The organism is Rhodococcus sp. ENV425 (genome assembly GCF_002887785.1).
GTDB lineage: Bacteria > Actinomycetota > Actinomycetes > Mycobacteriales > Mycobacteriaceae > Rhodococcus > Rhodococcus aetherivorans.
The window spans coordinates 3,899-16,027 of the sequence record NZ_PCZU01000081.1; the positions used below are offsets into that span (position 1 = coordinate 3,899).

At 70.9% G+C, this 12,129-nt stretch carries 12 protein-coding genes and 1 pseudogene; all 13 read left to right on the top strand.

The window, feature by feature from the left end; genetic code table 11:
- Nucleotides 1-33 precede the first annotated feature (33 nt).
- Nucleotides 34-456 (top strand): response regulator transcription factor, encoded by a 423-nt coding sequence (locus CQZ88_RS05950; RefSeq protein WP_006931010.1) that lies wholly within the window; start codon nucleotides 34-36, stop codon nucleotides 454-456.
- A gap of 292 nt (nucleotides 457-748) precedes the next feature.
- Nucleotides 749-1,108, top strand: coding sequence for an NADH-quinone oxidoreductase subunit A (locus CQZ88_RS05955; RefSeq protein ID WP_003937927.1), 360 nt, complete (start codon nucleotides 749-751; stop codon nucleotides 1,106-1,108).
- Between the two features lie 67 nt (nucleotides 1,109-1,175).
- Nucleotides 1,176-1,742 (top strand): NADH-quinone oxidoreductase subunit B family protein, encoded by a 567-nt coding sequence (locus CQZ88_RS05960; protein ID WP_006931008.1) that lies wholly within the window; start codon nucleotides 1,176-1,178, stop codon nucleotides 1,740-1,742.
- A 110-nt stretch (nucleotides 1,743-1,852) separates the two neighbouring features.
- Nucleotides 1,853-2,536, top strand: a complete 684-nt coding sequence (locus CQZ88_RS05965) for an NADH-quinone oxidoreductase subunit C (RefSeq protein ID WP_235193996.1) — start codon at nucleotides 1,853-1,855, stop codon at nucleotides 2,534-2,536.
- Nucleotides 2,536-3,849, top strand: coding sequence for an NADH dehydrogenase (quinone) subunit D (nuoD, locus tag CQZ88_RS05970; RefSeq protein WP_006931006.1), 1,314 nt, complete (start codon nucleotides 2,536-2,538; stop codon nucleotides 3,847-3,849). The genes CQZ88_RS05965 and nuoD overlap by 1 nt, the downstream gene beginning before the upstream one ends.
- The gene (gene nuoE / locus CQZ88_RS05975; RefSeq protein WP_006931005.1) at nucleotides 3,846-4,709 is read left to right on the top strand and encodes an NADH-quinone oxidoreductase subunit NuoE; all 864 of its coding nucleotides are present in this window, start codon (nucleotides 3,846-3,848) and stop codon (nucleotides 4,707-4,709) included. Before nuoD ends, nuoE begins: the two co-directional genes overlap by 4 nt.
- A 1-nt stretch (nucleotide 4,710) precedes the next feature.
- The gene (gene nuoF, locus CQZ88_RS05980) at nucleotides 4,711-6,036 is read left to right on the top strand and encodes an NADH-quinone oxidoreductase subunit NuoF (protein ID WP_006931004.1); all 1,326 of its coding nucleotides are present in this window, start codon (nucleotides 4,711-4,713) and stop codon (nucleotides 6,034-6,036) included.
- The gene (locus CQZ88_RS05985) at nucleotides 6,033-8,504 is read left to right on the top strand and encodes an NADH-quinone oxidoreductase subunit G (protein ID WP_102799388.1); all 2,472 of its coding nucleotides are present in this window, start codon (nucleotides 6,033-6,035) and stop codon (nucleotides 8,502-8,504) included. The genes nuoF and CQZ88_RS05985 overlap by 4 nt, the downstream gene beginning before the upstream one ends.
- Nucleotides 8,497-9,912 carry an NADH-quinone oxidoreductase subunit NuoH gene (gene nuoH / locus CQZ88_RS05990; RefSeq protein ID WP_102799389.1) on the top strand — a complete coding sequence of 472 codons (1,416 nt, stop codon included), beginning with the start codon at nucleotides 8,497-8,499 and terminating at the stop codon, nucleotides 9,910-9,912. The genes CQZ88_RS05985 and nuoH overlap by 8 nt, the downstream gene beginning before the upstream one ends.
- On the top strand, nucleotides 9,905-10,498 hold the full coding sequence (gene nuoI, locus CQZ88_RS05995) for an NADH-quinone oxidoreductase subunit NuoI (RefSeq protein ID WP_029543953.1): 594 nt from the start codon (nucleotides 9,905-9,907) through the stop codon (nucleotides 10,496-10,498). Before nuoH ends, nuoI begins: the two co-directional genes overlap by 8 nt.
- A 33-nt stretch (nucleotides 10,499-10,531) precedes the next feature.
- The gene (locus tag CQZ88_RS06000) at nucleotides 10,532-11,338 is read left to right on the top strand and encodes an NADH-quinone oxidoreductase subunit J (protein ID WP_170914106.1); all 807 of its coding nucleotides are present in this window, start codon (nucleotides 10,532-10,534) and stop codon (nucleotides 11,336-11,338) included.
- Nucleotides 11,335-11,634, top strand: coding sequence for an NADH-quinone oxidoreductase subunit NuoK (gene nuoK / locus CQZ88_RS06005; protein ID WP_006930999.1), 300 nt, complete (start codon nucleotides 11,335-11,337; stop codon nucleotides 11,632-11,634). Before CQZ88_RS06000 ends, nuoK begins: the two co-directional genes overlap by 4 nt.
- A 122-nt stretch (nucleotides 11,635-11,756) precedes the next feature.
- Nucleotides 11,757-12,129: pseudogene (locus CQZ88_RS30520) on the top strand (NADH-quinone oxidoreductase subunit L); the annotation flags it as partial.

Genomic DNA, 12,129 nt, shown 5'->3' on the forward strand with positions numbered 1-12,129 from the left:
GGGCCCTCCGTTCCGGCCAGTAGCATCTGCTCCGTGACCGACTCGACCGCGAGTACCAGCCGTCCTGCCGCCCTGCGCGTTCTCGTCTACAGCGACGACGCCGACACGCGCGAGCAGGTCACCCGGGCGCTGGGCCGGCGACCCGATCCCGAGCTCCCCGAACTCGACTTCGTCGAGGTGGCGACCGAGCCGATGGTGATCCGCCGCATGGACGCCGGCGGTATCGACCTCGCGATCCTGGACGGCGAGGCGGCCCCCGCCGGTGGGATGGGGATCGCCAAGCAACTCAAGGACGAACTCGAACAGTGCCCGCCCGTCGTTGTGCTGACCGGCCGGGCGGACGACGCGTGGCTGGCCGACTGGTCCCGCGCCGAGGCCGCGGTGCCGCGGCCTCTCGACCCGTTCCGCCTCGCGGAGACGGTCGTCGCGCTGCTGCGCGGCCGCAGCGCCACCTGAGGGCGGCGCGAAGCGGGCGCCGGCATCGGCCCACGGTCCGGGCGATCTGCCGGTCCCGGCGTCCCGGCACCCCCGCAAGGGTCGGGCGAAACGGAGAAATCACGCCGCGTCGTATCCGCCTCGGCGGGACACCGCGCCGGTAGGCTGAGCCGTACATCACAATGATGCGGTTGAAGTGACTCACGGCACTGTCTCCGTATCGTGATCGTTCGGCCCCAGCGGCCGGTGGAGGTCGGCAAGGGCAACGGGGTCGGCGCGGGTGGCCGGCTCGCACGGAGAGGAGCCAGGCGCCATGAACGTCTACATCCCGATCCTCGTGCTCGGAGGGATCGCGGTCGCCTTCGCGGTGTTCTCGGTCGTCGTGTCCTCGGTGATCGGCCCGAGCCGCTACAACCGAGCCAAGCTCGAAGCCTACGAGTGCGGGATCGACCCGACGCCGCAGCCGCCGGGCGGCGGCAGGTTCCCGGTGAAGTACTACCTGACGGCCATGCTGTTCATCATCTTCGACATCGAGATCGTGTTCCTCTATCCGTGGGCCGTGCACCTCGATGCCCTGGGGGTCTTCGGGCTGGCCGCGATGGCGCTGTTCGTGTTCAACGTCGCCGTCGCCTACGTCTACGAGTGGCGGCGGGGTGGTCTCGGCTGGGAATGACCGCGACAGGGAATGGGATTGTGCCGTAATGGATTCGAACACCGACCGAAAGTGATAAGAGTCGGACATGGGTCTCGAGGAGAAGTTGCCGAGCGGCTTTCTGCTGAGCACGGTGGAGAGCTTCGCCGGTTTCGCGCGCAAGGGTTCGCTGTGGCCCGCGACCTTCGGGCTCGCGTGCTGCGCGATCGAGATGATGACCACCGTGTCGCCGCGGTTCGACATCGCACGGTTCGGGATGGAGGCGTTCCGCGCCTCGCCGCGACAGGCCGACCTCATGATCGTCGCCGGCCGGGTCAGCCAGAAGATGGCCCCGGTGCTGCGGCAGGTCTACGACCAGATGGTCGAGCCGAAATGGGTATTGGCCATGGGTGTGTGCGCCTCCTCGGGCGGCATGTTCAACAACTACGCCGTCGTCCAGGGTGTCGACCACATCGTTCCCGTCGACATCTACCTACCCGGGTGCCCGCCCCGGCCGGAGATGCTGCTGCACGCCGTCCTGATGCTGCACGAGAAGATCCAGCAGATGCCGCTCGGCGTGGACCGGGAGAAGGCCGTGCAGGCCGCCGAGGAGGCGGCCCTGGCCGCCGCCCGGCCCGTCGTGCCCACCCTCCAGGTGCGGGGGTCGGCCCGGTGACCTCCTCCTCCGACAACGAACGGTCCTCGCGCCCTACGGATCCCGCGACGCGCGCGCAGGACACCGCACTGCCGGTGGACCGGGCGGCCACCACCGGCCCCGAGGGAACGCTGCCGGCGCGGCCCGACGGCGGCGCCGAGGTGATCGGCGTCCGCACGGGCATGTTCGGGGTCCGCGGCAGCGGCGACACCTCCGGCTACGGGCGGCTCGTACGCCCGGTGACCCTGTCCGGGAGCACCCCGCGCCCGTACGGCGGGTACTTCGACGACGTGGCCGACGCCCTGCACGCCGCCGTCACCGAGTCCGGGGTGGATGTCGAGGCGGCGATCGAGAAGGTCGTCGTCCACCGCGGTGAGCTGACCTTCCACGTCCGTCGCGAGCACCTTCCCGAGGTGGCCCGGCGGTTGCGCGACGAACCGGACCTGCGCTTCGAACTGTGCCTCGGCGTCGACGGGGCGCACTACCCGCAGGACACCGGCCGCGAACTGCACGCGGTGTACCCGCTCATGTCGATCACCCACAACCGCCGCATCCGGCTCGAGGTGTCGGCCCCGGACGCCGACCCCCACATCCCGTCGCTGTACGGGGTGTATCCGACCAACGACTGGCACGAGCGCGAGACCTACGACTTCTTCGGGATCGTGTTCGACGGCCACCCGTCGCTGACCCGCATCGAGATGCCCGACGACTGGTCGGGACATCCGCAACGCAAGGACTATCCGCTCGGCGGCATCCCCGTCGAGTACCACGGGGCGGAGATCCCGCCGCCCGACGAGCGGAGGGCGTACAGCTGATGACCGACATCACCGAGGGGCCGGTCCACACCGTCGTCGGCGAGGACTGGGACAGCATCGTCGAGGCCGCCCGCGCCTCGGCCGCCGACCGCGGCGACGAACGCATCGTGGTCAACATGGGGCCCCAGCACCCGTCGACCCACGGCGTCCTGCGGCTCGTGCTCGAGATCGAGGGCGAGACCGTCACCGAGGCCCGCTGCGGAATCGGCTACCTGCACACCGGCATCGAGAAGAACCTCGAATACCGCACCTGGACCCAGGGCGTCACCTTCGTCACCCGGATGGACTACCTGTCGCCGTTCTTCAACGAGACCGCCTACTGCCTCGGCGTCGAGAAGCTGCTCGACATCACCGACGCGATCCCCGAACGGGCCACCGTGATCCGCGTGCTGCTCATGGAGCTCAACCGGATCTCCTCGCACCTCGTCGCCCTGGCCACCGGCGGCATGGAACTCGGCGCGATGACCGCGATGTTCCTCGGTTTCCGGGAGCGGGAACTGATCCTCGACGTGTTCGAGACGATCACCGGTCTGCGCATGAACCACGCCTACATCCGTCCGGGCGGGCTCGCGCAGGACCTGCCGGCCGGGGCGGTCGAGAAGATCCGCGACCTGCTCGACCTGCTGCCCCGGCGGCTGCGGGACATGGCGGACCTGCTCAATGAGAACCACATCTGGAAGGCCCGCACCCAGGGCATCGGCTACCTCGACCTGACCGGCTGCATGGCCCTCGGCATCACCGGCCCCGTCCTGCGCTCGACCGGCCTGCCGCACGACCTGCGCAAGTCGCAACCGTACTGCGGCTACGACACCTACGAGTTCGACGTGTGCACCGACACCGGATGCGACGCCTACGGCCGCTACCTGATCCGGATCGACGAGATGAAGCAGTCGATCAGGATCGTCGAGCAGTGTCTCGACCGGCTGCGACCCGGGCCGGTCATGGTGGAGGACAAGAAGATCGCGTGGCCGGCCGACCTGTCCCTCGGCGCGGACGGTCTCGGTAACTCCCCGGAGCACATCCGGAAGATCATGGGCAACTCGATGGAGGGCCTGATCCACCACTTCAAGCTCGTCACCGAGGGTTTCCGCGTCCCACCCGGCCAGGTGTACACCGCCGTCGAGTCCCCGCGCGGGGAACTGGGCGTGCACATGGTCAGCGACGGTGGCACCCGGCCGTACCGGGTGCACTTCCGGGACCCGTCCTTCACGAACCTGCAAGCGGTGTCCGCGATGTGCGAGGGCGGCATGGTCGCCGACGTCATCGCCGCGGTCGCCAGCATCGATCCCGTGATGGGGGGAGTGGACCGTTGACGCAGGAGCAGCGAGTAGCGATCGAGCCGGACCCGGCCCCCGGCCCGGTGTTCATCCAATTCGGCCCACGACCCGAGGAGCGGACCCGATTGGTGCGGCCGGGCGCCCGCGAGCGGTACCCGGCGGACGTGCGGGCCCGCCTCGAGACCGACGCCGCGGAGATCATCGGCCGCTACCCGCAGCCACGCTCCGCCCTGCTGCCGCTGCTGCACCTGGTGCAGTCCGAGGACGGGTACATCACCCCCGCCGGCGTCGAGTTCTGCGCCGACCGGCTCGGGCTCACCGGCGCCGAGGTCGGCGCGGTGGCCACGTTCTACTCCATGTACCGGCGCGAGCCCACCGGCGACTACCTCGTCGGCGTCTGCACCAACACCCTGTGCGCGATCATGGGCGGCGACGAGATCCTCGAAGCGCTCGAGGGACACCTCGGGCTGCGCACCGCAGCCGCCGGCACCGCGGAGGACGCCGCCGGCGACGCCACCGAGGCCGGCACCATCACCCTCGAGCACCTCGAATGCAACGCCGCCTGCGACTTCGCACCCGTCGTGATGGTCAACTGGGAGTTCTTCGACCACCAGACCCCGGACTCGGCCCGCGCGCTCGTCGACGACCTGCGCGCCGGCCGCCCCGTCACGCCCACCAGGGGCGCACCGCTATGCACCTTCCGGCAGACCGCCCGCATCCTCGCCGGGTTCCCGGACGAGCGTCCCGGCGCCCTGGCGGCGGGCGGCAGCGCGGGTGCGGCATCGCTCGCGGGCCTGCGCATCGCCCGTGAGCGGGGCATGCGGGCCCCCGCGCCGGAGCCGGACCAGTCCTCCGACCCGGGCCCGGTCGCCGGACCCCGATCCGAAGGAGGCTGACGTGCCGTTGACCCCTGTCCTGAGCCGGTACTGGGACGAGCCCGAGTCCTGGACACTCGACACCTACCGCCGCCACGACGGATACGAGGGCCTGCGCAAGGCACTGCGCATGCCCCCGGACGAGGTGATCGCCACCGTCAAGGAGGCGGGCCTGCGCGGCCGCGGCGGCGCCGGCTTCGCCACCGGCGTGAAGTGGAGCTTCATCCCCCAGGGTGACGGCAAACCCCACTACCTGGTGGTCAACGCCGACGAATCCGAGCCGGGCACCTGCAAGGACATGCCCCTGCTGCTGGCCACACCGCACGCGCTCGTCGAAGGCGCCGTCATCGCGGCGTACGCCATCCGCGCCGCGCACGCCTTCGTCTACGTCCGCGGCGAGGTGGTGCCGGTGCTGCGCCGGCTGCAGGCCGCGGTCGCCGAGGCCTACGCCGCGGGCTTCCTCGGCCGCGACATCCTCGGCAGCGGCTACGACCTCGAACTCGTCGTGCACGCCGGCGCCGGGGCGTACATCTGCGGTGAGGAGACCGCGCTGCTGGATTCCCTCGAGGGCCGACGCGGCCAGCCCCGGCTGCGCCCGCCGTTCCCCGCCGTCGCGGGCCTGTACGCGCGCCCGACGGTCGTCAACAACGTCGAGTCGATCGCGAGCGTGCCGTCGATCCTCCACAACGGGATCGAGTGGTTCCGCTCCATGGGCACCGAGAAGTCACCGGGCTTCACGCTCTACTCCCTGTCCGGTCACGTGACGACACCCGGCCAGTACGAGGCGCCCCTGGGAATCACCCTGCGGGAACTGCTCGACTACGCGGGCGGCGTGCGGGCCGGGCACCGGCTGAAGTTCTGGACCCCCGGCGGCTCGTCGACGCCGCTCTTCACCGACGAGCACCTCGACGTCCCGCTCGACTACGAAGGCGTCGCCGGGGCCGGCTCCATGCTGGGCACCAAGGCACTGCAGATCTTCGACGAGACCACCTGCGTGGTGCGCGCGGTGCTGCGCTGGACCGAGTTCTACGCGCACGAGTCGTGCGGCAAGTGCACACCGTGCCGGGAGGGCACCTACTGGCTGGTGCAGATCCTGCGGCGGCTCGAGCGAGGCGACGGAACCGGAGCCGACCTGGACAAGCTGCTCGACCTCTCCGACAACATCCTCGGCAGGTCGTTCTGCGCACTCGGCGACGGCGCGACCAGCCCCATCACGTCGTCGATCAAATACTTCCGCGACGAGTACCTGGCGCACTTCGAGCACGGCGGCTGCCCGTTCGACCCGCACCTGTCCACCCTCATGGCGGGCGCCGGTGCGGGCCGACCGAACGACGGGGGTACGCGATGAGCGTCCACACCAACCACGACACCACCGGCCTGCCGACCCCGCCCGATCTGGTGACCGTCGTCGTCGACGGCGTCGAGATCAGCGTCCCGAAGGGCACCCTCGTCATCCGCGCCGCGGAACTGCTCGGCGTCCAGATTCCCCGATTCTGCGACCACCCGCTGCTCGAACCCGTCGGCGCGTGCCGCCAGTGCCTGGTCGACGTGGAGGGCCAGCGCAAGCCCGTCGCCTCGTGCACAACCCCGGTGACGGACGGCATGGTCGTGCACACGCAGCTGACGTCGCCTGTGGCCGACAAGGCGCAGAAGGGCGTGATGGAGCTGCTGCTGATCAACCATCCGCTGGACTGCCCGGTCTGCGACAAGGGCGGCGAATGTCCCCTGCAGAACCAGGCAATGTCGAACGGGCGTGCCGAGTCCCGCTTCACCGAGGTCAAACGCACGTTCCCCAAACCGATCTCGCTCTCCTCGCAGATCCTCCTGGACCGCGAGCGATGCGTGCTCTGCGCCCGGTGCACACGGTTCTCCCAGCAGATCGCCGGCGACCCCTTCATCGAACTGATGGAACGCGGCGCCCTGCAGCAGGTCGGCATCTACGAGAAGGAACCGTTCGAGTCCTACTTCTCCGGCAACACCGTGCAGATCTGCCCGGTCGGCGCGCTCACGGGGGCGGCCTACCGGTTCCGCGCCCGGCCGTTCGACCTGGTGTCGAGCCCGAGCGTGTGCGAACACTGTGCCAGCGGCTGCGCCCAGCGCACCGACCACCGGCGCGGCACGGTGCTGCGCCGGCTGGCCGGTGACGACCCGCAGGTCAACGAGGAATGGAACTGCGACAAGGGCCGGTGGGCCTTCACCTACGCCACCCAGCCCGACCGCCTCACCACCCCGTTGGTCCGGGGCGACGACGGCACGCTCGCACCCGCCTCGTGGCGCGACGCCCTGCGGGTCGCCGCCCGCGGACTCACCGCCGCGCGCGGCCGTACCGGCGTGCTCGTCGGCGGCCGCGTCACCGTCGAGGACGCGTACGCGTACGGCAAGTTCGCGCGTATCGGCCTGGACACCAACGACATCGACTTCCGGTCGCGTCCGCATTCCGCGGAGGAGGCACAATTCCTGGCGGCCCGGGTCGCCGGCCGGTGGCCCGGCGCCGGCGCCGTGACCTACGACGACCTCGAGAACGCCCCCGCGGTGCTGCTCGCCGGATTCGAGCCCGAGGACGAGTCGCCCATCGTGTTCCTGCGGCTGCGCAAGGCGGTCCGCAGGCGGGGGCTGGCGGTGCGCGCGATCGCACCGTTCGCGAGCCGTGGCCTCGAGAAGCTGTCCGGCCGGCTCCTGCCGGCCGTCCCGGGCGCCGAACCGGACCTGCTCGACACCCTCCGCCTCGCCGGTCGGCCCGGACACCGGGACGAAGCGGAGACCGCCGAGCTCCTGCGCCGACCCGGTGCGGTCGTCCTGGTGGGGGAGCGGCTGGCCGCGGTGCCGGGGGCGTTGTCGGCCGTCGGCCGTCTCGCCGACGACACCGGCGCGCGGCTGGCGTGGATCCCGCGGCGGGCCGGTGAACGCGGTGCGCTGGAGGCCGGGACCCTGCCGGGACTTCTGCCCGGCGCCCGACCGGTCACCGACGCCGACGCCCGACGCCAGGTCGCCGCCGTCTGGGGCGTGCCGGACCTGCCGCCGTCCGCCGGCCGGGACACGGCGCAGATCCTCACCGACGCCGCGTCGGGCACGCTCGGAGCCCTGGTGATCGGCGGGGTCGACGTCGACGACCTGCCCGACCCGCACGCCGCTGTCGCCGCGGTCGACGCCGCCGGCTTCGTCGTCAGCCTGGAACTGCGGCGCAGCGCGATCACCGACCGGGCCGACGTCGTCTTCCCCGTCGCACCCGCGGTGGAGAAACCGGGAACCTTCCTCGATTGGGAGGGCCGGGCGCGCCCCTTCGCCGCCGCGTTGCGCAACACCGGCGCCCTGCCGGATCAGCGGGTCCTCGGCGCGATCGCCGACGAGATGGGCGTCCGCCTCGGCCTCGTCGACGCCGCGGCGGCTCTCGACGAGCTCGCGGCGCTGGGTTCCTGGGACGGCGCACCTGCCGGTCCGCCGGACGTCGCGCCGCGGGACCGCCCGCAGCCGGGCCCCGGTGAGGCGGTGCTCGCGGGATGGCGGATGCTCCTCGACCGCGGACGGATGCAGGACGGCGAACCGCATCTCGCCGGGACCGCCCGCCGGCCGGTGGCCCGGCTGTCCGCCGTCACCGCCGCCGAGATCGGCGCCGACGCCGGGGATCCGGTGACCGTCGCGACGGACCGGGGCTCGATCACGCTGCCCTTGGCGATCGCCGACATGCCCGACCGGGTCGTGTGGGTGCCGCTCAATTCGCCGGGATGCGCGGTGCATCGGCAACTGGCCGCGTCCGTGGGGGATACCGTCCGGATCAGCCGGGGCGACGCCCGGTCGCAGGAGGTGACCGATGAGTGACGCCGTTCTGTTCGGCGCCGCGGCGGTGCCGGTTCCCGGTGCCCTGTCGGCGCAGTCCGGGTACCCCGATCCGGCGTCGTTCGGTCAGGATCCGTGGTGGCTGGTCGTCGTCAAGGCGGTGGCCGTCTTCGCCTTCCTGGTGTTGACGGTGCTCGTCGCGATTCTTGCGGAGCGAAAGATCCTGGCGCGCATGCAGATGCGGGTCGGCCCGAACCGGGTGGGCCCGCGCGGGTTGCTGCAGAGCCTCGCCGACGGCGTCAAACTCGCCCTGAAGGAGGGCATCGTGCCCGCGGGCGTGGACAAACCCATCTACGTCCTCGCGCCGATCATCGCGACAGTGCCGGCGTTCATGGCGTTCGCCGTCATCCCGCTCGGGCCGGTGGTCTCCGTGTTCGGCCAGCGCACGCCGCTGCAGTTGACGGACCTGCCCGTGGCCGTGCTGTACATCCTCGCGGCCACCTCGATCGGCGTCTACGGCATCGTGCTCGCCGGCTGGGCGTCCGGGTCCACCTACCCGCTGCTGGGCGGTCTGCGCTCGACGGCGCAGGTGATCTCCTACGAGATCGCGATGGCCCTCTCGTTCGCGGCCGTCTTCCTGCTGTCGGGCACGCTGTCCACCTCCGGCATCGTCGCCGCCCAGGACGGCGTCTGGTACGTCTTCCTGCTCCTGCCCTCGTTCCTGATCTACGTCACGGCGATGGTCGGCGAGACCAACCGGGCACCGTTCGACCTGCCCGAAGCCGAGGGTGAACTCGTCGGCGGCTTCCACACGGAGTACTCGTCGCTGAAGTTCGCGATGTTCATGCTCGCCGAGTACGTCAACATGGTGACGGTCTCGGCGCTGGCCACCACCCTGTTCCTCGGCGGCTGGCGCGCGCCGTGGCCGCTGAACATGTGGGAGGGCGCGAACTCCGGCTGGGTGCCGCTGCTGTGGTTCGTCCTCAAGGTGTGGGGATTCCTGTTCCTGTTCGTATGGTTGCGCGGCACACTGCCCCGGCTGCGGTACGACCAGTTCATGAACCTGGGCTGGAAAGTGCTGATTCCGGTGGCGCTCGTCTGGATCATGGTCGTCGCCGTGATCCGCGTCCTGCGCACGGAGGGCCTGGACCGGTGGCAGTTCGTCCTCGCCGCGGCGGGTGTCGTCGTCGCCCTGGCGGTGCCGTCGCTCATGTGGAACCGCATGCGCGCCGGCCGCCCCCGGCCCACCGGGACCCCCGGCGGGACGGCGGCCCCTCCGTCTGCGGCGACCGCCGAGCCGTTCGACCCGATGGCCGGGGGCTTCCCCGTCCCGCCGCTGCCCGGCCAGACGCTGCCGCCGCGGCGGCGACGCACCCCCGTCGCCGCAGCCGCCGAGGGCGGCGCCGGGCGCCGTTCCGATCCGACCACCGAGGAGAACCGCGATGCCTGACTTCCTCGATCCCATCGCGGGATTCGGAGTGACCTTCAGGGCGATGTTCCACAAGGCCCAGACCGAGCGCTACCCCGAGCAGAAGGAACCGACCGCACCGCGCTACCACGGCCGACATCAGCTCAACCGCCATCCCGACGGACTGGAGAAGTGCATCGGGTGCGAACTGTGTGCCTGGGCGTGCCCCGCCGACGCCATCTACGTCGAGGGTGCGGACAACACCGACACCGAGCGATACTCGCCGGGGGAGCGCTACGGACGCGTCTACCAGATCAACTACCTGCGGTGCATCGGGTGCGGGCTGTGCATCGAGGCCTGCCCGACGCGGGCGTTGACCATGACCAACGAGTACGAGATGGCCGACGACAACCGGACCGACCTGATCTACGACAAGACCAGGCTGCTCGCGCCGCTCGCGCCCGGCATGGCCGCCCCGCCCCACGACATGTACCCGGGCACGACGGACGAGGACTACTACCTCGGCACGGTGACCGAGGCCGCGCCCGGCACCACGTCGGCCGCCGACGGAACCGTCGAAGCCGACCGGGAACCGACGCAGCCGCGAGGCGGCCGCGATGTGGCGTGACCGGCGGAGAGGGGAGTGGTCTCGATGGACCCGATGACTCCGGCGCTGCTGGCGGCCGAGGCCTTCACCCGCACGTCCACCGGTGAGGCCGTGCTGTTCTGGATCCTCGGAACACTCGCGGTGATCGGCGCACTGGGCGTCGTCACCGCGACCAAGGCCGTGTACTCGGCGATGTTCCTCGCCGTCACCATGATCATCCTCGCGGTGTTCTACATCGCCCAGGACGCGTTGTTCCTCGGCGTCGTGCAGATCGTGGTGTACACGGGGGCGGTCATGATGCTGTTCCTGTTCGTGGTCATGCTCGTCGGCGTCGATTCCTCCGACGCGCTCGTCGAGACCCTGCGCGGCCAGCGGGTCGCCGCGATCGCGGCCGGCCTCGGATTCGGGCTGCTGCTCGTCGGCGGTCTCGGCAACGCCGCCGTCGGGGAGTTCGCCGGCCTCGACGACGCGAACGCCGCAGGCAACATCGCCGGCCTGGCCGAGCTGATCTTCGTACGGTACGTCTGGGCGTTCGAACTCACCGGAGCCCTGCTGATCACCGCCACGATCGGCGCCATGGTCCTCGCCCATCGGGAACGCTTCGGGCTGCGCAAGACCCAGCAGGAACTGTCGCAGGAACGCTTCCGCGCCGGCGGCCGCGCCACCCCGCTGCCGAGTCCCGGGGTCTACGCCCGCCACAACGCGGTCGACGTGCCGGCCCGGCTGCCCGACGGATCGTACTCGGACCTGTCGGTCAGCGAGGTGCTCCGGCGGCGGGCGATGTCCGCCGACGGAGCAGCCGGCCCACGCGCGGGCGACGCACCCCGACGCGGCTCGTCCGGTGAGGAGGGATCGCGGTGAACCCCGAGAACTACCTGTACCTGTCCGCCCTGTTGTTCACCATCGGTGCGGCCGGTGTCCTGCTGCGCCGCAACGCGATCGTCGTGTTCATGTGCATCGAGCTCATGCTCAACGCCGCGAACCTGGCGTTCGTCACGTTCGCCCGCATGCACGGCAACCTCGACGGTCAGGTCATCGCGTTCTTCACCATGGTCGTCGCCGCCGCCGAGGTCGTCGTCGGCCTGGCGATCATCATGACCATCTTCCGCGCCCGGCGTTCGGTGTCCGTCGACGACGCCAACCTCCTGAAGTACTGACGACCCCGGACAGCCCGTCCGCACACGCACGAGGAGGAGACTGTGCCCGAGACGACCGCGCCCGAGACGACCGCGCCCGAGACGACGGCCCGCGCCGGCGGCGCCCCGACGGGCGGACCGGCATGAACGGCGGAATCTCGTCCACCGTCTGGCTGCTGCCCGCGCTGCCGCTGCTCGGCGCGGCCGTGCTGCTGCTGGCCGGCCGGCGCAGCGACACGTGGGGACACCTGCTCGGATGCGCGACGGCACTCGCCTCGTTCGCGCTCGGGGTCGCCCTCTTCGTCGACATGCTCGGCCGCGACGCCGCCGACCGTGCCGTGAACCAGAGCCTCTTCGAATGGATACCGGTCGCGGGCCTGCAGATCGACTTCGGGTTCCAGCTCGACCAGCTGTCGATGTGCTTCGTGCTGCTGATCACCGGCGTCGGCTCACTCATCCACATCTACTCGGTCGGGTACATGGCACACGGCCCCGACCCGTCGGGTCGCTCCGCCG